The 19,939-nt window shown below is 45.0% G+C and carries 21 protein-coding genes and 1 pseudogene; 19 read left to right on the top strand and 3 right to left on the bottom strand.

Translation table 11 applies throughout. The features are described from left to right. Window positions 1–86 precede the first annotated feature (86 nt). The 5 genes from ACFO1S_RS24555 to ACFO1S_RS24535 all read left to right on the top strand — a co-directional run bounded on the left by ACFO1S_RS24555 (window position 87) and on the right by ACFO1S_RS24535 (window position 5,158). Window positions 87–1,493, top strand: coding sequence for a peptidoglycan DD-metalloendopeptidase family protein (locus ACFO1S_RS24555; protein ID WP_204602419.1), 1,407 nt, complete (start codon window positions 87–89; stop codon window positions 1,491–1,493). Window positions 1,494–1,900: 407 nt separating this feature from the next. After that, a complete protein-coding gene (locus tag ACFO1S_RS24550) occupies window positions 1,901–2,452 on the top strand; it encodes a TetR/AcrR family transcriptional regulator (protein ID WP_204602420.1) in 552 nt (183 codons plus the stop codon). Continuing rightward, window positions 2,452–2,823: a DMT family transporter gene (locus ACFO1S_RS24545; protein WP_204602421.1), complete on the top strand. Its 372-nt coding sequence runs from the start codon at window positions 2,452–2,454 to the stop codon at window positions 2,821–2,823. Before ACFO1S_RS24550 ends, ACFO1S_RS24545 begins: the two co-directional genes overlap by 1 nt. A 300-nt stretch (window positions 2,824–3,123) precedes the next feature. Then, window positions 3,124–3,855: a YheC/YheD family protein gene (locus ACFO1S_RS24540; RefSeq protein ID WP_378127747.1), complete on the top strand. Its 732-nt coding sequence runs from the start codon at window positions 3,124–3,126 to the stop codon at window positions 3,853–3,855. A gap of 406 nt (window positions 3,856–4,261) precedes the next feature. Beyond that, window positions 4,262–5,158 carry a GTP pyrophosphokinase gene (locus ACFO1S_RS24535; protein WP_204602585.1) on the top strand — a complete coding sequence of 299 codons (897 nt, stop codon included), beginning with the start codon at window positions 4,262–4,264 and terminating at the stop codon, window positions 5,156–5,158. Window positions 5,159–5,242: 84 nt separating this feature from the next. Here the strand turns inward: ACFO1S_RS24535 and ACFO1S_RS24530 are convergent, their stop codons facing one another. Continuing rightward, window positions 5,243–6,031 carry an ankyrin repeat domain-containing protein gene (locus ACFO1S_RS24530; protein WP_204602422.1) on the bottom strand — a complete coding sequence of 263 codons (789 nt, stop codon included), beginning with the start codon at window positions 6,029–6,031 and terminating at the stop codon, window positions 5,243–5,245. 778 nt (window positions 6,032–6,809) lie between these two features. On the opposite strand from ACFO1S_RS24530, the gene ACFO1S_RS24525 reads away from it, so the two are divergent. From ACFO1S_RS24525 to ACFO1S_RS24470, 12 genes are all read left to right on the top strand, one after another. Further along, complete coding sequence (locus ACFO1S_RS24525; RefSeq protein WP_378127746.1) at window positions 6,810–7,412, top strand: suppressor of fused domain protein; 603 nt, start codon at window positions 6,810–6,812, stop codon at window positions 7,410–7,412. 73 nt (window positions 7,413–7,485) lie between these two features. Next, window positions 7,486–8,241: a hypothetical protein gene (locus tag ACFO1S_RS24520; RefSeq protein WP_204602423.1), complete on the top strand. Its 756-nt coding sequence runs from the start codon at window positions 7,486–7,488 to the stop codon at window positions 8,239–8,241. A 104-nt stretch (window positions 8,242–8,345) separates the two neighbouring features. Beyond that, on the top strand, window positions 8,346–9,353 hold the full coding sequence (locus ACFO1S_RS24515; RefSeq protein ID WP_378127744.1) for a hypothetical protein: 1,008 nt from the start codon (window positions 8,346–8,348) through the stop codon (window positions 9,351–9,353). Between the two features lie 232 nt (window positions 9,354–9,585). Further along, window positions 9,586–10,461: a hypothetical protein gene (locus tag ACFO1S_RS24510; RefSeq protein WP_204602425.1), complete on the top strand. Its 876-nt coding sequence runs from the start codon at window positions 9,586–9,588 to the stop codon at window positions 10,459–10,461. 139 nt (window positions 10,462–10,600) lie between these two features. Continuing rightward, window positions 10,601–11,908 (top strand): PQQ-binding-like beta-propeller repeat protein, encoded by a 1,308-nt coding sequence (locus ACFO1S_RS24505; protein ID WP_204602426.1) that lies wholly within the window; start codon window positions 10,601–10,603, stop codon window positions 11,906–11,908. 239 nt (window positions 11,909–12,147) lie between these two features. Continuing rightward, window positions 12,148–12,360, top strand: a complete 213-nt coding sequence (locus tag ACFO1S_RS24500; protein ID WP_204602427.1) for an Imm9 family immunity protein — start codon at window positions 12,148–12,150, stop codon at window positions 12,358–12,360. A gap of 12 nt (window positions 12,361–12,372) precedes the next feature. Then, complete coding sequence (locus ACFO1S_RS24495; RefSeq protein WP_204602428.1) at window positions 12,373–13,737, top strand: SMI1/KNR4 family protein; 1,365 nt, start codon at window positions 12,373–12,375, stop codon at window positions 13,735–13,737. Between the two features lie 10 nt (window positions 13,738–13,747). Then, on the top strand, window positions 13,748–14,569 hold the full coding sequence (locus ACFO1S_RS24490) for an ankyrin repeat domain-containing protein (protein ID WP_378127740.1): 822 nt from the start codon (window positions 13,748–13,750) through the stop codon (window positions 14,567–14,569). A 128-nt stretch (window positions 14,570–14,697) separates the two neighbouring features. Further along, window positions 14,698–15,138, top strand: a complete 441-nt coding sequence (locus ACFO1S_RS24485) for a hypothetical protein (RefSeq protein WP_204602430.1) — start codon at window positions 14,698–14,700, stop codon at window positions 15,136–15,138. Window positions 15,139–15,191: 53 nt separating this feature from the next. Continuing rightward, window positions 15,192–15,440 (top strand): hypothetical protein, encoded by a 249-nt coding sequence (locus ACFO1S_RS24480; RefSeq protein WP_204602431.1) that lies wholly within the window; start codon window positions 15,192–15,194, stop codon window positions 15,438–15,440. Between the two features lie 89 nt (window positions 15,441–15,529). After that, complete coding sequence (locus ACFO1S_RS24475) at window positions 15,530–16,060, top strand: dihydrofolate reductase family protein (RefSeq protein WP_204602432.1); 531 nt, start codon at window positions 15,530–15,532, stop codon at window positions 16,058–16,060. Window positions 16,061–16,314: 254 nt separating this feature from the next. Continuing rightward, complete coding sequence (locus tag ACFO1S_RS24470) at window positions 16,315–16,671, top strand: DUF4190 domain-containing protein (protein WP_204602433.1); 357 nt, start codon at window positions 16,315–16,317, stop codon at window positions 16,669–16,671. A 386-nt stretch (window positions 16,672–17,057) separates the two neighbouring features. On the opposite strand, the gene ACFO1S_RS24465 is transcribed toward ACFO1S_RS24470, so the two are convergent. Beyond that, window positions 17,058–17,498, bottom strand: a complete 441-nt coding sequence (locus ACFO1S_RS24465; RefSeq protein ID WP_204602434.1) for a DUF1330 domain-containing protein — start codon at window positions 17,496–17,498, stop codon at window positions 17,058–17,060. Window positions 17,499–17,553: 55 nt separating this feature from the next. Next, window positions 17,554–18,165, bottom strand: a complete 612-nt coding sequence (locus tag ACFO1S_RS24460) for a DUF2239 family protein (protein ID WP_204602435.1) — start codon at window positions 18,163–18,165, stop codon at window positions 17,554–17,556. A 334-nt stretch (window positions 18,166–18,499) separates the two neighbouring features. Between ACFO1S_RS24460 and ACFO1S_RS24455 the strand changes: the two are divergent. Both ACFO1S_RS24455 and ACFO1S_RS24450 read left to right on the top strand, forming a co-directional pair. Next, window positions 18,500–18,722, top strand: a pseudogene (locus ACFO1S_RS24455) (ArsR/SmtB family transcription factor); the annotation flags it as partial. Between the two features lie 106 nt (window positions 18,723–18,828). Continuing rightward, window positions 18,829–19,896: a flavin-containing monooxygenase gene (locus tag ACFO1S_RS24450; protein WP_204602436.1), complete on the top strand. Its 1,068-nt coding sequence runs from the start codon at window positions 18,829–18,831 to the stop codon at window positions 19,894–19,896. The last annotated feature ends 43 nt before the right edge of the window (window positions 19,897–19,939 follow it).

Raw genomic sequence — 19,939 nt, 5'->3', positions numbered from 1 at the left:
AAAGCAGAATTAGAAACATAGTTAAATGCGATTAAACTATTTAATGTAGTATTAAAAGTGATTCCATCTTTCATTAGGAGGTACAGATGCGTAAGCCAGTCTTGATTAGGTCCTTTCGACTGATCTATATTTATTGGTTAGTTGTATTACTCATTATTGTGTTCATTACTATTGGACTTGGACTCTGGGCAAAAAATCAAACAAAAGAAATCTTTAATATCTGGATAAATGGCGAATTAATTGGATCTACAAGTTCGCCTGATGTTGTTGAGGATTGGATTGTCGCAAAGAAGCTTGAATTTGAAATGCAATTCCCAGATGTTGAATATACTTCTAGCAAGATTAAAATCAACTCACAGCGAAAATTTATGGGTAAAACCAAAGACGATAAAATAATCAAACAGGTAGAAGAGCGATTTTCCATTGAAGCCTCTGGATATAAACTACTCGTAGAAGGAAAAATGGTGGGTTATATTAAAAACAAGCAAGTCGCTCAAAAAGTGCTTAAAACAATTGAGTCTATGTACGATCCAAAGGTTATCAAGCAAGAAGTAAAGGCATTATCTTATCAAAGTGGGTTAAAAAGCAAAACAGAACTCAAATCCATAAAGATTATGGAGCCGGTTACTTTCGTAAAAGTTACTGTCGATCCATCGGAATTGCTAACAGAGAATCAACTCACAAGAGTATTAAGAGGCGACAATGAAAAGACTATTATGTATCGAGTAAAGGAAGGGGATTGTATCTCCTGCGTGGCTCAGAAATTTAATATCTCCCAGAAAGATATTTTGACTAATAACCCTTGGATAAAAAATGATTTTATTGGCATTGGCGATGAGCTTGATTTAACTGTAAAGCGTCCGCTGCTTTCCGTGAGAACCGAGGAAATATCTAGTCAAACTGTCTCTATTCCAAGCGGAGTTCAGGTAACCTACGATGAGACTATGCGTAGAGGAACAAGTAAAGTGATTAATCCTGGAAAGCCAGGAATTAAGAAGTTAACCTTTAACACCATTAAGTTAAACGGAGAACTTGTTGACGAAATCTTGGTGGATGCAGAGGTTACCTCTAAACCAATAGCGAAACAAGTCTTACAAGGTTCCAAAGTGATTCCGGGCATAGGTACCGGATCGTTCAAGTGGCCCATTGTTAAACCACAAATTACAAGCGATTATGGCAGGAGATGGGGCAGACAACACAAGGGGATTGACACGGTTTCAACTAATCGAAATATATTTGCGGCTGATAGTGGTAAGGTCGTATATGCTGCTAGGAATTCAGGTTATGGTAATCATATCATTATCGATCATCAGAATGGTTACCAAACCCTATATGCACATTTAAGCAAAATCAATGTGAAGAGAGACGATCTAGTAGAGAAAGGAGATATTATCGGTATTATGGGAAGTACAGGAAGATCAACTGGTATACACTTGCATTTTGAAATCGAGAAAAACAATAATCAGCAAAATCCCATGAATTTTTTGGACTAATGACCTCTTAAGGAGTTGCGAGTAAGGATGGGTAATTCGATTCCTCTTCGAATGAGCAGCGGCGGTGAAGCCCCGGCTATCTTTTATCTCATAATTGGTATAGTACTTTTGTTTATTATTATGGTGATCGGTAAATTGCTCGTTCGTGAAAAAAAGTAATTGAAACTCTCGACAAGCTAGCTTGCGAACCCATTTATCAAGCAGGTTAGCACTGCGGTTCGTATTTGTGTCATAGGTCAACTGTCCGTGTCGGATGTCAAGAATATGTACTGATTCTCCCCCGCGTAAATCGCGGGTTTTTCATGTTATCTGTACCGATTACTGATTCTCGACCGGTTAGTTGTACAATATTAACGACTTGATTTAAAACCGTCTGGACGGTACAATAAATGAGGGTGATAGATAACATGAGTACGATAAAACGAGATCTGAAGAGAGAACTGATTCTTAAAACGGTTTCGCAAATTGTAAATGAAGAAGGTGTTGAAAAGTTAACGTTAGAGGCCGTTGCCAAAAAGGCGGGCATCAGTAAGGGGGGCTTGCTCTATCATTTCCCAAATAAAGATGCTTTGATCCTTGGCGTGATTGAACAACTATCCAATCACTTTGTCGAGGGGTTTAACAAAAGGGCAAATGACGATCCACACTCTAAAGGAAAGTGGACGAGGTCTTATATCGAAACTTCATTTTTTGGAGAGAGCGACGTGAATGATCTTTATACGGCGATTTCTGCTGCTCGCTTTACCAATCCAGAAATGCTGCAACGGTTGCAATACGAATATTCTGAGATTCAGAAAAAAATTGAGAATGATGAATTGGACCCCGTTCGTTCTACGCTTGTTCGTCTAGCTATAGATGGTCTTTGGTTTGCTGAAATGTTTGGGCTGGCCCCGCCCAAAGCAGACCTAAGGCAAAAGATAATCGATCAGTTAAAAAACAGTATTCAGGAGGTAAAGTAGTGGCCTATTTATTCTTGGCAATCTCTATCGTTGGCGAGTTGATCGGTACATCGATGCTTAAGGCATCACAAGGATTTACCAAACTATATCCAACTGTTTTCACGATTGTTGCCTTTGTTATCTCATTCTTTTTTATCTCACTTGCGCTTAAAACACTTCCATTAAACATGACTTATGCGATATGGTCTGGAGTAGGAGCAGTAGCAACGGCGATTATTTCCGTATTGATCTGGAAAGAAAAAATAAATACAGGAAGTGTCGTCGGAATTGCATTGATTGTTATTGGGGTAGTCGTATTAAACCTATATGGTGCTGGACACGGGGAGACAAAGGAGACAATAAAATCTGCAAACTCAATTGTACAGGAATAAATGAAGCTACCCATCGTATTGCTTTCTTAACTAACTGTGGAGCGTTGTTGTTTAATTGAAGCAGGAAAGAACGAGGCTGCCGGCATGATCGGCAGCTTCTTTGCATTAACGGACATTTCGTCGATCTATTCGGTACGCTTGCCAAGACTATTTACCGATTTGGCCAGAAAATAATAGGCTAAAAACTTTGCCTTTCACAATATAGGCATAAGAGGTGACAAGCTTCGATTACCGTTCATACGCTGGAATAAAAGCGAGGTGAGAGCTCTTATTTTGAATAAATATCGAAGCAGCTCAATCGTGAGTAAATGGACAAAAACAAGTTGGCTAATGAAACAACGAAATCTGCGTAAGCATATTCCACGTACGCGACTCTTTCAGAGAGACAATTTAACTGCGATGCTTTCTGATTATTCTACTGTCTTCTTCAAACCAACTACCGGTTCTGGCGGGGTAAATATTATTCGTGTTAAGAAAGTTCATTGGGGTTTTCAAACGCAATTGAAAACTGTCAAATCTCATTATTCAACTTTGAATGCCTTATACAATAAGTTAAATCGCTTTGCCAATAAAAGATCCTATCTTTTACAAAAGGGAATTCAACTAGCCAGAACAAACGGAAAACCATTCGATATTCGTGTCATGGTCCAGAAAACGGATAAAGGGGAATGGCGAAGCACTGGGATCTTCACCAAAATCGGTACTCCGGGCATGGTAGCCACTAATTATAACCAAGGAGGGAAGATTGGCTTCTTCACTCAAACAGTGACCAGATCAGGATACAGTCTTACCAAGGCTAAGCGGTTAGAAACCGAACTGAAGCAATTGGGAGTAAAAGTTGCCAAGAACTTTGATCGTCATAAGAGAGGCTTTAGAGAATTAGGTTTGGATGTGGCTTTGGATTCCAAGGGAAAGCTGTGGATTCTGGAGGTGAATACAAGGCCGCAATTTTATCCGTTAAAGAACATGAAGGATAAAACAATGTATAGGCGAATTGTGTCTTACGCTAAAGCATATGGAAGATATAAATAAACTAATAGCAGTCGCGTATATCTTGGCTTTTTTATTTTATGAGACAATGTTCTTGTCATTCGACCGTGACAAGAACATTGTCTCAATCCTGATGGATGATCAAAATAGAATAGTGATATGTTTACCCCCCTAAAGATAGGTTTTAGGGGTTATTGTTTGCTCAGATACGACAATGTTTTCCATATTCGTGGTATGATTGTGGTAATAAAGAAGGATTCGTTAACACATAAAGTGAGGGCTAGTTAGCGAACTTTGAAATAAACGTTATCCGAAAAAATGAGTAGGAAGGAGAATTATTTAATGGACAAAGAACAGATGAGAAATGAGTATAACAATGTTATTGAAAAATACAATAGATTAGCTATCAATCTTCAAGAATCCCTGAGGTACCTAATCAGTAAACAGGATATCCCCTTTTGATGTACAATGTAGGGTTAAAGATTTTGAATCATTTTACGAGAAAAATGACCGAAAAAATTATAAGAAACCGTTCGAAGAAATTGACGATATTTGCGGGCTAAGAGTGATTTGCTATTATCCTTCAGATATAAACCGAGTTGTCTCAATAGTTAAAGAGGAGTTTAAAATTTTAGATTCTGAAGACAAAAGCGAGACGCTTGAGCCGGATAAGTTTGGATACAGATCGTTTCACTTCGTCATATCCCTGAAGGAAGATTGGCTGAAAGCCCCCAATTTTAGAGAGCTCGGTGAATTAAAAGCAGAGATACAAATTAGAACGCTTTTAATGCACGCTTGGGCAGATATATCTCACAAACTTTCCTATAAGAAGAAAGAACACATTCCAGAACTATTCCAAAGAAAGTTATTCCAACTAAGTGCGTTGTTTGAGATAGCAGATGATAGATTTGAAGTGTTAAAAGAAGAACGAGAAGAATATATCAACAGTCTTGTAAATGAACTAAAAGAAGGACAAACACAATCTGAACCCAACCCCCAATTAAACTTGGATAGTCTACAAGCATTTTTAGATTTTCATTTTCCAGATCGAAAAAGAAACGTTAAAGATACTACTACGTTATTAGATGAAATTATTAACCTCAATATTTCTTTAAACGACTTGATTAAATCGTATGAAAGAACAAAAGATATGCTTCCTCAATTCGAACAAGAGATATTCAAAGAAGGATCTAAAAGATGGGCGCAAGTAGGCATAGTCAGATATTTATTGGATATGACAAATAAAGATTACTTTGAAAAAAGGAAAAATATAATTGCGACAGGAGATAGACTGAGGCAAAGAGAAGACCACATAAGAAGAGTTGCAGAAGCAAATTCAAAGTAGCCTCGTTACTCGGATTCATGCATCGGTCATAAGTTAAGTCCTCGAGTCCCCATCTGATGTCCAAGAGGGACTATTTACGATGTCTTAACGATGCAATTCTTTGGCAGATTTAGCGCCCCGGTTGCGTAACCACTGAACCAACTCGCCGGTGGTGCTTCGTTGTGCTGCATCCAAGGGGGTCAGTCCATCCCATACGGAAATCCAGTTCAGTTCAGCCCCTCGTTTGAGTAAATACTCGGCAGAGTGCCGCTGTCCGCCGTGACAAGCGCACCAGAAGGCGACGGTAACTTCATCCGGAGGTGGATTGTGACTTGCTCCCCACGGATATCGCCGTGAAAGTGTGATCCCGGCAAAGTGGGCTTCCAAGTCATCCAACAGTCCAAGCGCGGCCGCGTGCCAGAGCGTGAACTCTGCACCGCGCTCAACCAGCCGGCTTGCAGCCTTCCACTGCCCAAACGCCACTGCATCATCCAGCGGCGTTCCATTGGCGATGACCGCACCAGACGCCTCAATATCAGCGCCGACATCGAGAAGCGTGTCAAGCACCTCGATATCATCGCTACTCGCAGCCCAATGAAGAGGTGTCTCACCATGAGGGAGGCCGGTGATTCGAGCATTCACATCAGCACCAGCGTTGACCAATTCTTTCACCATCGCCGCACCGTTTGGAAAATGGCCAGGCCAGTCGGTAGCCACATGCAGCAGCGTACGCGACACGTTCCCGTTGCACGTATCGCCTCCGATAATTCTCACCGTAGCAAGTCCCGGATTTCCGGTGAGCAGTTTCTGCAATCCCGGGACATCTCCGGTGCGGATTGACTTGATTAAGATGACCGAGAGAGGATCGTTTTCGGAAATGATCACTATGTTCATCTCTCCTAAATTTGTTGATTTTAATTATAGCAGAGTACATATTAATGTTGAGAACCCTGCTGGACGAGACTGAACGTGTTTCCTCGCCGTCGGCCGAAGCCTTGTGCGGTTTTTGCCATGGAAGTCCATGTGCGAAAAAGCTGCGGGCGAAAATTAATTGCCGTTTCGGATAGAGCGGTTAACCTTACGGATTCCCTGAAAGGTGATCCGCCATGTTTCAACTAAAGTGCAGGATTGTTGAAACAATTAATCGAATAATATAATTCAACTTATATAAAGAGGTGTCTAATGGGTAGAGAACAGCTACACCATCATGCCAATTACCGACGATTTTGTAGTTTTTTCGGATTGGGAATCATTAGACGTTGAGCATGGGGATCTCATTCGAAGCATACCGAGTGAAAAACTTCAAATACTGACTGAAAAGGGCTTAATCTAAAGTGAAATATAGTTAGCGATATATATGACAGTTGACATGAACATAGTAACATTGAAAACCGCATAATTTGCGGCTTTTTTGTTTTATATTATCAAGTTTTTGTCAAAATGAAATGACAAGAACTTGATAACATTCCCGACATGATCCAACCGTATCACAAGTAGCGGCAAGTTTTTGAGTCAATAAAAGCAAGTCCGTTCCATTTCAAGATATGCTAAAGGGTTGCTTTTGCATGCGCTGATGATTTTATAATAATGAGTGGTGCAATTATGCGGCTATATTAAACAATACTGGGTGATCTTCCAACGGATCATGAAGAAAAGAGGGAGAATGCTTGCCATGTTTATGGAATCAAGCAAAGAGAGAGAGCATGCGTTCGATATTCGAAGGACTATCATCCTTGGTGCCTTTATCAAAGAATGGTCGATGCCAGAGTACCGGGTCATCCTGAACCAACCCGAAAAAGCGGTCAACGTGGAAATCTATTATTTTCCGGCAGTAAGCGAGAACGATGTGGCGAGATTTTCGACCGTCGGGTTATCCGGTACCCTCCGCTCCAATGGACAACCGATCGGTACGGAATGGATGATGGCTTTGACATATGATTTAGGCGGAGAGTCTGTCGATCGGATATTCTCGTATGTATGCGATCTAATCGCGCATCATATTGAAACATCCCATGATTCCAGGATACCAAGAGTGATGGAGGAAAGCAGTCTTGCTCCGGCAAACTGGTCGACGAAGGCCTTTTTCCTTGACGAGCTGAGGGGAGAAAGCGAAGATCTGGAGGAGATTCAGATAGGCAACGAGATTGTCCGAGTCATATGGGCGGTACCTGTCACTGCGCAAGAAGCCACCCTGATTTTGCAAGAAGGAGTAGAAGTCTTCGACTCCTACATGGAAGGCACCGAACATTCCGTTATTGATCCCCGTCGGCCATAAATTAAAGCATAATCACTAGTCCAGTTATAAGTATAGATTCCCCCATTACCACAATCTAAAGGGAGTAATATTATTGCGTTATGACCTTGATATTGCTTGCACATCTTATCTGACACTCCATGAACAAAAACTGCGGATCAAGTCGTTTTTGATAGAGTATTTTGGCACAGTGCACTTTTCTCTTGTTGAGACAGGTTCATCTATTACAGCCGTAAAAGAGGAAACCGTTTTTTTCGAATGGGTGAATGCAGGCAGACCAGACCGAACAACTAAAGAATTGTTTCTTTTTGAGTGGATGGAGCAAGAGAGATGGAGCGGGCATTTCATATTGAAATGTAGCTTTTTTATTCGTTTGGAAGATAACAGCAGACAGAAGCAATTCGAGAAAATCGTCTTGCAAATAAAAGAGCATATGGAGCAGCCCCCTTTGACACTCTATATCACCCAAAAAGATAATCTCATCGATGTACGGCAATTTCATCGTCACGGCGATGGGAATATCGGCTACGGCTTGTACCCTTATGCTGAAGATGAGAAGGGGCATTGGCGTGATAATTTGGGTGTCGGCTTATGGATTTATCGCGAGGATTTTCAGCTTTTATACGAAGGAATCAAGGAGGTATATCCACTTAAGGCGAAAGGCTTTGAGAATTTTGATCATACCGGCATGAATAGGATTAGTAAATCGGAATGGAATGTGATCCTGAACCATTGGTCTATACTAGCAACCAGTAACCCATCCAGCGCTGAATTTATTGATTATGTAGGCCGATGGGTGGCCGCAACGCTAGGGCATGTGGATGAAATTGCTATCGAAGGAAATTTGTAATTTTCTGATACTAATTATGACACAGAGGTTACTGAAAGTAGGTCTTTCCAATATGTATTAAATGGATCGAATTGTAGTTTGTTAGTCTAAAAGGGGAGACAATCGTGATAAAGGATCGAGCGACTTGGAATAAACAGACAAGTGAATGTAAGGAGCAGTTGTTGCGCGAGCTGAATGCACGTCTGCCTGAGGGCTTCACGTTTCTGAGAATGGAACGCTTCGAGCGGTTCGGCCTTGGTCTGGAAACGGGTATCTATATGTATGAAGGCTGCGAGTTCGTATATGTACCTCGTGACCGGGTCACGCTCGGCTGGGAGCATTGGACAGTCGGACCGGATGAAGAGACGAGAGGAGAGTTCGAGAGCGGGCTGGAGGATATGAACAGAGAGCCTGCGGAGTTGGAGCACTTGCTACGACAGCAAATGTCGCCTGTGCGAGAGGCTGACATCGGCCCGTTGTTGATTGAGCGCCAAACCCGCTCTGTCGCCTGGTACGAGGTGGAACTAGCTGACTTGGATCCGGAAGAAGACGACGATGTACTGGAGGCGATCGAACGCATCAAGGCCTCGAATTACGGCTCTTATGAGCAGCATCAGTCTTTTCGATTGGACAAAGGGGACGGGCGTATCCGCATCTGGTTGTATGCTGACAGTCCCAGCCAGCAGGCGTGGGCGGAAGATGAACTGCCCAATGGCTTCGATGTGTTAACAGAAGATGAATGGGAATATGCGTACGGCGGAGGCTGCCGAACGTTATTTCCTTGGGGCGACAGCTTTGACTATCGCATGAAGGTTAGGCACTTCGGAGAACTGGATCGGGAGCAGGAAGAGCAGGGCGAACCGCTAGAGAGCGATAGACCTTTCGATCTGGAAAAGAGTGGCGGCATGGGGCTGCTATTCCTTGGCGATCCATACAAACAGGAGTTGACCGTATCTCCTGAAGGACTCGTGCGCGGCAAAGGCGGGGACGGCGGTGCGCTGATCTGCGGCGGTATGGGCGTCACATGGGGCTATCTTCCTGTCGCTACCTATTATCGCGACCCCTATGAGGAAGAGTTGGAGTGGGAGGACCGTGCCGAATACTTGTATTATCGTCGCGTAGTTCGTCTGTAATCAACCATGGTAGCTATCTCGACAGGAATATCCAAGAGAACGTCCCTTCAACTTCGGGGGCGTTCTCTTTGCATATATATACTTTGCGACTGAACCTGAACCGGATCGAATTCAGCTAGGCGGTGCGAAGGAACTGAAGCATTTGGTGTTCTGGTGTTTTCCGGAAATTGATGATTAAATGAAGAAATAGGTTCATGAAAAATAAGCTACGACGATCAAGGGGGCATACCCGATGTTGGAAGATGTTTATCTAGCCGATACAATCGAGCAACTGACAGCCCGAATTCAGCAGGAATCGTCGCCGGATTCGCTGCTCCAAGCGCTGTTTGCCGAATACGACCGTTATGTTGACTATGCGAACATTCAGGAGTGGAATAGACTGGTTCGTGTTTGTGAAGCGCTGCATATTGCAGGCTGGAAGGAACGGGAACCTGTCGAGGCGATTGCGGAGAAGTGGATCAACGGCTCCTATTACACCAATCTGCGCACACGAGCCTTTCTTACCATTGAAGGAACTGCTAAAGGATGGAGCAAGCAAGGTAACACTTTTGTGATTGACGACGACCGAGATCGGGCGGACTATGGAATCTCAGAGTTGGCTACTCAGCGCAATCCCCTGCCTAAAAACCCGGTTCGTCTTGTTCGTTCAGGCAATTATCAGCAGTCAGTTCAACCGTTTGTAGAATGTTTGCGGGAGCTGAGGGAACGATTCGACCGGGATATGCAGCAGGAACGATATGGAGGCGGCTTCGATTATTTTGCCGTCCTGTGCTGGTTCAGTCACCATGATGATCCTTCCCCCACTGTACGTTACGAGTATTTTCATTCGGAGGAAGACGTCCCGCCTCATTTTGCGGAAGCCTACTATATTCGTCCGAAGCTGCAGGCAAGCAAGCTCGCCAAGCGCAGCGGACAACTGAAGATGGAATTTACAAGACATTATACCAGACAGGAAGGCGAGCTTCCTCTTGAAGCGTTGAAAGAGCTGCTTAAGCGGGATTTGCTGGAGATCGTCGCCATTCTGGAAGAGAAGCTGAAGAAGAAAAAGCTTCCTTACCGTACAGACCTGCTTAGACAAGATTTGAAGATTATATTGGCGCAGTGGTAAGTCAGAGCCTGGCGGTGACAGATGATGGAGCGCTGCCGTTGAACAGTTGCGACACCGGGCAACTGCCTGCACATTCGATGATCCGCGTAAACGTAAATGGATTTCTATTTTCTTGGATTAAAACCAGGAGGAGAACCAAATGACAAAAGATACGCTACAATTGTCTCAGAAATGGCGGGATGAAGGGCTGCGTTATGCAAGTGAGGTCAATGCCTATGTGCGCCGGGGATTAGAAAGCAACTGGGAGGAGCCGGGAGAGGAGCCGTCTGAAGATTCGCGCAGGGAATTGGCTTCGCAAGTGTATAAGATTATTAAACAGGCGAATAAGACGGGGGAACTAGAGACGCTCCGCGAACAGTTTCCGGCTGCTTCATGGCCGTTTGGCGAAACGCACAGACAACTGATGCGAGCGGTTTGTCCGATTGCGTTTCTACATGATGGTACATTTCTCGTTGCGGCTCAGAATGAAGATTTATCGCGCACTGTCTATGTGATGGACAAGCAGAGGGCCATCCGTATCGAGCATGTACAAGCGGCAAGCTGTTCTGCGGATGGGCGTGACATTGCTTTGATGGATGAGCAAGGGGTTCGTGTCGTGCGCGGACCTGATCGGGAGTTGAACGGTACGCTGCTGGCTACATACACATGGGCGGCAATTATCGACCAATTGCGAGAAAAATACCCCGATATTGAGACATTGCAGCCGCACAGTTACCGAAACGCAGATGTCATTCCGTTCACCGATGGCACGAAGCTGTTGATGGTGTCGCATGATGGCATCTATGTGATCGAAGAAGCAGGCGCTCTCTTGCTGCACCCGGCAGCGGATAATATACGGGAGTGGGCGGAAGAAGAGGATGAATTGACCGCAAGTTTATCGATGCCGCACGGGGCCGTTTCGCGAAGCGGGAGATGGATGGCTTACGGAAGCCAGGACAGCGGACATTTGCTGCTGGATCAAGAGAAGTGGATCGTGTACCCGTTTGAACCGATCTCAAGCTATCCACATTACAGCTTGTTCAGCGCCAATGACGAGAACGTTTGGTTTAACGCGTGTCATTTTTACAATGGCTGTACGATCGGCATTTCGCTCCCTGCAATTGAGCAGGACGACCTTAACAAAGAACCTTCTTCGATTGACGACAGTATGCGAGTATATGCCGGCGTTGCATTGCAGAAGGGCAACATTATGGGCGACGCATACGGCTATTTGCGGATGATCGATCTGGATGGGAATGAACTGTGGCGTTATTACGTATCCGGGACGATCAGCGGCATGGCTCTGCACCCGGACGAGACAACACTGCTTGTCGGCACATACAACGGAATGCTGCATGTACTCGATTTGACCAGTACCGAGCCAAGTCCGTATGAGATCGGTACAAGCTCGATCCGTGAATCGTACCGCTGGATCATATGGGACACCCGGAAACCGCTGTGCTGGTGAGAGCAATACATTATTGAAGGCGAACACTATGGGATCGGAGTGGAAGCACTTGGAATGAGGGTGGTCAAATGTTAAAATGGGAATATACGTTCCTATTTTGGAATGTACTCAAGCCGTCGAAGGGGGAGAATTGCATTTGAAACCATCTATCGGGGCTTTTCTTGACGATATATGGAGCCGGATCAATCCGGTCTATGAGCCGCTGATCCGAGTGGTCACTGGGTATACCCGTACCTGATTTGAAACAGGCTTCGTATGGATTAGGAGAAAAACACTTTATACGCATCAGCAATGACCATGCCTTGCACGATCCGCTTGATGCACGGTTCGCCGACTACACCGATCTTCTTCAAACCTGTCTGACTACGAATGTTCTGCGCGCACTGAACGCTGCGCTTGTACGTGGCGTGACCGTGGCGGGTAAGCGCTTCAAGCTTGATAAAATGAAATAAGGAAGTGACGAAATGTCAAAAGAACTGTTGAACAAGCTGCAAAGCTGGTATAACGATGATCAGCATGACAAAATTGTTGAAGCGATCGAGCAACTGCCTGAATCGGAGCGGGACTACGAATTGGTGGGTCATTATGGCCGAGCGCTTAACAACTTGCGGCGCTACGAGGAAGCGCTGCAACAGCTGCTGTCGGTAGAACAGCATGGAAGACAGGATGCAACGTGGAACTGGCGCATCGGCTATTCTTATTTCTACATGCATCAATGGGAAAAGGCGCTGTCTGCATTCGAGCAGTTCGATCGTCTGGAGCCTGGCGATGCAGATGTGGATAAGTACATAGAGGCTTGCCACGATATTATGGTGAGACAAGCTGCGGCGATCAGGGAGCTTGCTCGTGTGCCTTTTCGCCAGCGCGACTTCAGTCAGTTCTGGGAGATGAGCGATTATGCGGACAAGAGTTATGTAGAGGCGCCGCCTACTGCCGAGATGATTGCTTCTATAGAAGAGGAGCTTGGGTACAAGCTTCCTGCAGATTATATTTGGCTGATGCAGCAGCAGAATGGCGGCGTACCGGTCAACACTTGTTTTCCGACTGCCGTCTCGACCTCCTGGGCGGAGGATCATGTAGCCATTACGGGCATTATGGGGATCGGGCGCGTGAAAGCTTATAGTCTGGGCGGCAGTTTAGGCAGCAATTTTATGCAGGAAGAGTGGGGCTATCCGGACATTGGGGTTGTCCTGTGCGATTGCCCGTCGGCAGGGCATGATGTCATTATGCTGGATTATCGCGCATGCGGCCGGGACGGAGAGCCTGCAGTTGTACATGTGGATCAAGAGGCCGGTTATTGGGTTACCTTCCTTGCGCCTGACTTTGCGACTTTTATCGCAGGACTGGTCAATGAGGAAGTATTCGATACCTCGGAGCAGGACAAGCTCGACGATTTGGACAAGGTGAAGTATGCACAATTCTCATCTTTATTGCAATCTTTATGCGAGAAAGCCGATGGAATAGATCGAATTGAAGCGGTCATTCGCAATATTTGCACCCAGATCGTAGAGGACAAAGGCTATTTTGCTTTTCATGCGGACGAGTTGTCCATGCTGATGTATGATATCCAGTTCTGGTTGTACGCCGGGGCAAACCCGGGAGCGACGCGAGCGCAGTATTTGGCGGAATACGACAAGATGATCGCCTTTGCGCAAGGCTTCGGCACCGGAGGATACGCGCCGGATTTTGTTTCCAGTTGGCTGGATGAACGGATCAAGCAGGGAGATATCGTAGACAAGGATGGCGTATTGAGCTTTACGGCGGCCGCAACGGAGCGGTTAGTGGGTAAGCTGATTGCGATCGAATCCGGCTTGGATGATGAAGGGTGAGCAACTACAGATGACAGAAACCAATAATAATGAAACACTGCATCATGCTTGTTATCACCAAAATGTGGATATGGTGCGGGAGCATGTAATTAACGCGAAAGCGAATAGTCTAAATAAAAAGCTAACCGATTATTCGAATCCGATAAATGGAACACCTTTGCAAATAGCGTGTAGAGTTGGGAATCTGGCTATCGTGAAGCTTTTAATCGAAGCAGGGGCAGATAAAGAAATTAAAGATGTCGGAAGACAATCGCCCTTATCAATTGCTATTAGTCACAATTACTTTGAAATAACTCGATATCTAATTGAAGCAGGGGCAGATGTCCATTCGAAAGGCCCGAACAATCTGCAACCGATACATTATGCATGTGAACGTGGAAGTAAAAAAATGATTGAATTACTCTTATCCCAAGGAATTGATATTAATCGACTTGATAGCCTCAAAAGCTCGTTACTTGACTTCACAACAAATCTGTCTGGAGGAAATCTGGAAGCGACAAAAACGCTTATCGAAAATGGAATCGATGAGAAGTATTTCTCTACAGCGTTTAAATGGGCTTGCTGGAGAAATAATTTGAAAATAGCCGAATATTTGCTCGAGAATGGAGCGGATTATAAGAGTCAAACAACCCCGAAGTCAGAATTGTTGTTTTGGATTTGCGGGTTAGGATACAAAGAAATAGTAGAGCTGTTGCTTGGAGTAGGTGTCGACTTTACTACACAGGTTAAATTTAAGGGCAAAATGCGGTCATATAGCGGTAGCCCATTGGAAAGAGCTATTGAAACAAACCAATATGAAATTGTAGAGATGATTAATTCTTTTAAGAGATAGAGAGCCGTTTCCCCCGATTTCAGCCTTCGAGTAATTGCAGGACTGAAACGAAACATTAAGCAAACTGGCAGTTTAGTGAAACATAATCACTTGTTAAGCGTCAGAGAAGTAAGGAGAGGGGGGATTGAATGCGATTTGAAAAAAGCTTGCGTCTATTCTCGGCTCTATGTATTGCATGTACATTCTTTATTGGGTCAGCCTCCGCGAGCTGGGCATATATGTTTGTAGTCAACGACGGAAAAATATATGTCATTACAGAGGAGCGAGTAGAACCAAATCAAATTGGATCGAGTATTGGCAGGGTTACTAAATATTCGGATTCGGAAGGCACTTACTCTGGAAATTTCTCGAATCGATATCCAAAGGGTACTAAATATTACGAAATCATTGGTGTTGGAATCAATGATGCAATCGCTGTTAAAGAAAATGAAGGGGTATATGTAAAAGCAAGTTATAGCGGTGAATATGCAGGCGGCAAGAAAAATGGATCGGATTATTTGCCTTATGTTTTCATTGTTCTCCTCGTATTACTCGCTGGCTACTACATGAAAAAGAGATTTCATCGATAGTTCGTTGTTAAGTTTACGGGAAAGATAAAAGAAAACTCGAATGAGGTACTGAAATGAGAATGTTTGCTCTTCTTACAGAGCCAATTGGGAAGATAAGAAAGGTAATGATATATGAATCTAAGAATGGTGTTTATGTATTTTTATATGATACCCATGAAAATATAGGTTGCTATGCGGATCATTGGTTTAAAGTAATAGAAGATGCAATGGACTATTGCATTGAGGAGCTCAACATAAACGAGGGTCGGTGGGTTATTATAAACGATCCAAAAAATGGAGAGCAACACGATATTATTTACTAAACCCCAGCTTCAAATTTTTCAACTGGGCAGAATTGTTTTACTTGCTCTTGGATGAATATGCGTGAAAACCAGGGAGGAGAGTCAGTTATATGGCCAAGATCGTTTTCGCATTGAACCAGTCTCTGGACGGGTTCGTCGACCACACAGCATTCCAGCCCGACCCCGTGCTGTTCCGTCATTTCATCGACGACGTGCGCGGCGTGGCGGGTAGCCTGTATGGGCGCCGCATGTACGAGACCATGCGGTATTGGGACGAAGAGCATGATGAATGGGATGCGTCGGAACGGGAATACGCAGCGGCGTGGCAAAGCAAACCGAAGTGGGTGGTGTCGAGGACGTTAAAGTCTGTCGGTCCGAACGCTTTTCTGATCGAGGGCGACCTCGCGGCGGCTATTCGTGGGCTAAAGGCTCAGCATGAAGGGGAGATTGAAGTAGCCGGGCCGGAGTTGGCGCACAGTCTAACGGAGCTCGGTCTCGTTGATGAGTATCGACTCTATCTCCATCCAGTCGTGCTGGGTCACGGCAAGCCGTTCTTCGCCGGTCCGCGGCCGCCGCTGCGCCTCGTGGCAAGCGATCGAATTGGCGAGCAGGTGATCAGGTTAACTTACGTTCCAGCTTAGATGTGTGGTTGACCCAGCGGCCTAGAGGGCACGTTACTTTAATAGGGATTCTCCGGCTGTAGCGGCAGTCAGAGGATCCCTTATTCATTGAGGCAACTGATAAGGCCAGAATCAGCTTGTAACGTACCTTGTTAGGGTGGGTTAGAGGAGAGCTGTATACGGTTCGACAAAATTTTTAATTTACGAGATAGATTTACAGTAATTTACTACGCGAAGTATAATAGAAGAATGACTCATTAATAGGAGGATATTCCTTGGATAACAATCACAAAGAGCCACAATACGGGTTTTCTCCGCTAACCCAATCTTACGTTCCGCCACAGGCGAAGACGAGTGGCAAAGCAATTGCCTCTTTAGTACTAGGTATAATATCCTTAATTACTTTGCCAATAGGAGGAATCCTAGTCCTTGGAATCATTGGCTTCTTCAGCGGTATCGTTGCGATTGTGTTGGCGTCTTTATCGTTTAAAGAAATCAAACGAGTACAGGTGCGAGGTCGCGGTATGGCAATTGCAGGATTGGTATGCGGAATCGTCGCGACGAGTCTTAATGTGCTTGCCTTTATTATCTCGTTTGTGATTGGGTTCACGAGTGCTATTAATAATGTGTAGACACAACAAAACCGCTTTCCCAGTCTCGGGAAAGCGGTCAGACTGTTTAGAAAGCTACTTTTGGGACTTGGCTGGGGCAGCACATAGAAAAACAACAATCGCCTTTTACTTGGCCTTCTTGGCCAGGTGAAGGGCGATCTTCTTTATGTTCCGCATCGTTGCATTCCTTGCTGTTCTCCCCGGAACTAGACATAATGGAGGTGAGTGATAAAATCCGTTCAGGGTACTCACTGGCTGCAATCTGGGCGATCATCCCGCCCATCGAATCATCCGGGTTCCAAGTCCGGCGATTAGGATAATAGCCTCGTCATTTTCGTTACCGAAACTGTTATAGCCCAATCAACGCCGTTGACTTTCAGAATATTCATGAACACGTTCACCTCCAATTAATTCGGTATCGGAAGTTCTGCCATAGGCAGAAGGCGTGAATCTTCGATCGCTGCAGTCCGATGCCCGATACCGGCCAGGTAGTCTTGATGACTTGAAAAAGCAAGAAACGACTGCGCGCTGCTCTGGCGGATCAGCATAACAAAATCCCATCTTTCGTCTTCGGGTCCAATAAGAAACTCTCCGCCATCGCCAAGAAACATGATTTCACCTCCGCTTTCACGGAGAAATGGGAGGGTGTGCTCAATATAGCGGTTGAAAGCTTCGGCACCGCTGATTGGGTACTCCGGTGCTAGTTCAGGATTGGTTGTGTAATCGGCAACATCACGAAAACGCAGCAGGTTCAACATGACGATGCTGCCCTCAATGCCTCGTTGCATGAACCTCATGCCAGCGCGTTGCGATGGTTCGATGTAACGAATAGATTCAAAGTCTGTCATAGCGGCTCCTTTCGTAGTTCCTATTTTTAATTCTTTACGCCCCCAATGCTTTCATTCACAAGTTCTCTTCAGGGAATGCATTAGCGGCTAATCTTTTGACATGGTTTCTGATATCAGGTGCCCAGTCATCGATGAAGTGGTAAAAACGATCCAAATCACCAGCATACAGTGCCCGCAGAGCTTCTTCGTATTGAGGGAAGTTCCCGGCCATAGCTGTCATAAAGTAATAAGTTGCTTCTTGTGACTCGCGGATATTGCTCTGTTTTTCTCCGGCATGGCGAGCCTCATCAATGAGTTTTCGTAATGTTACCGACGCCCCTCCAGGTTGACTCCTGAGCCATTCCCAATGCCGTGGCAACAAAGTAACCTCGCTGGAAACAACCCCCAGCTTGGGTCGACCGACCCGCCGTGTAGGCTGATGATTCGCTTCCGTATCAGGTAAGTCACCAAACTGTTCTCCTAATCGTTTGAGCACATCATCTGTCTTCCCACGAAAATCAACATCTACAGGCTTACCCGTGAAATCGTCAAATATAAGCAACTGTGTGAGGTCTCTGTCATCCAGAGCCTCCTTTACTGTAGTAACAACGTGCTGTAGCGAACCACTGGCGACGACTCCCACACCCAGAAATGCCGTGCAGTGAAAACGCGTTAGGGAGTTGCTCATGCTGACGGCCTCCTCTCTGATTGTCTCCCTAATTATACCCGGATAAAAATAAAAACTCAATATTACCCGGGTAAAATTAAATATGTCATTCGTTATGGAGGGAATAAATGCAAAAGACGCGGCCTAAGGGGAACCGCGCTGTTGAGGGCTAGAGTTTGCTTTATTTTGTACATGCTGTGTTTGTCGCAAAACTGCCCGAAACTAGAGGTTCCCTTGTGTCCTTATAGGTAATGCCTAAAGGACGTAAGGGATTTTTTGGTTTGACACATAGATTGGTCAATGCTAATTTGATATCAAATTAGCATTGACTAATTTGTTTGTGGAGGGTCCTCGCATGTCTAATGTCGATATGGATGTTAAAGCCAAATTTTTACGCGGTTTTAGCGATAAAACAAGACTGCAAATCCTGGAAAGCATCAAAAACCAAGAAAAAACGGTTTCTCAGATCGTCGATGACCTGAAAGGCAATCAGTCCAACATCTCGCAGCATTTAGCTTGTCTGAAGGGGGGCGGCATTATAGTCGGCAGACAACAAATGGAAATATATGCATTACAGCCGTGCTTACATTATGGACCGCCGCCATGAGTGACACGGGGGCTGCCTTGATCGTGATTTTGAACAGTATGAGGCTTATGTCAAAGTAGCGATTGGAGATCTAACTTATGACCCATTATGACGTTATTGTGATCGGCGCAGGACAAGCAGGACTTGCCGTGGGATACTATTTATTGAAAACGGGGAAATCATTCGTTCTGCTAGACAAAGGTTCGGAAGTGGGGCACATATGGAAGAGCCGATATGACAGTTTGGTGCTCTTTACCCCCCGATTCTATAGTTCCTTGCCCGGAAAGCCAATAGATGGAGATCCGAACGGGTATGCTACGAAAGACGAAATCGCGTGTTATTTGGAAGCTTACGCGAACTATTTCGAACTTCCGATTCAATCGGGTGTTGAGGTGACCGCACTTAGGAAATCGGCAAATGAATTTGAGCTTGAAACGAACCAAGGGATGTATAAGGCGAACAACGTAATCGTAGCGACAGGCCCGTTTCAACAACCTTTGATTCCTCGACTTGCGGAGCAAGCGAACCCGAATATTGTTCAGGTTCACACCGCTTTATATCGGAATCCGTCTTCGCTGCAGGATGGCCCGGTTTTAGTCGTCGGTGCCGGGAACTCCGGGGCGCAGATTGCCGTTGAGCTCGCCAAAGATAGAGAAGTCTATCTTTCGGTCGGCCATCGAATGAGGTTTATGCCGCTGCAATTGATGAATAAGAGCATTTTCTGGTGGTTTGCTAAGATCGGAATTCTGAAAGCCGATATCTACTCCGCATTTGGCAAGTTGTTGAGCAGACAACCTGATCCGATATTTGGTTTTGAATTGAAAGAAGCCATACGCAATGGGACAGTTCGATTAAAACCGCGAACGGAGCGAATTGTTCGCGATGTCATTTTCTTTTCAGACCAAACCTCGTTAAAAGTCAATAATATCGTTTGGGCGACTGGTTTTTATCCGGATTACAAGTGGATACAAATCCCTCATAGTCTGAACGAGGAAGGGAAACCCCTTCATCGAAGAGGAGTAAGTACGATTTCCGGACTATATTTTGTCGGAATGCCCTGGCTGCATCGGCGTGGCTCCGCCTTGATCGGCGGAGTCGGTCAAGATGCTGAATATGTTGTACAGCACATGCAATCCATTCAAATCACTTCTTCTTCGCCCGCGTAAATCGCGGGTTTTCTTTATTTTTCCTCTGCTAAAACCGCCTCAA

This window comes from Cohnella boryungensis (assembly GCF_042651945.1).
Classification (GTDB): Bacteria; Bacillota; Bacilli; order Paenibacillales; family Paenibacillaceae; genus Cohnella; species Cohnella boryungensis.
This window is presented reverse-complemented; position numbering and strand designations above follow the sequence as displayed.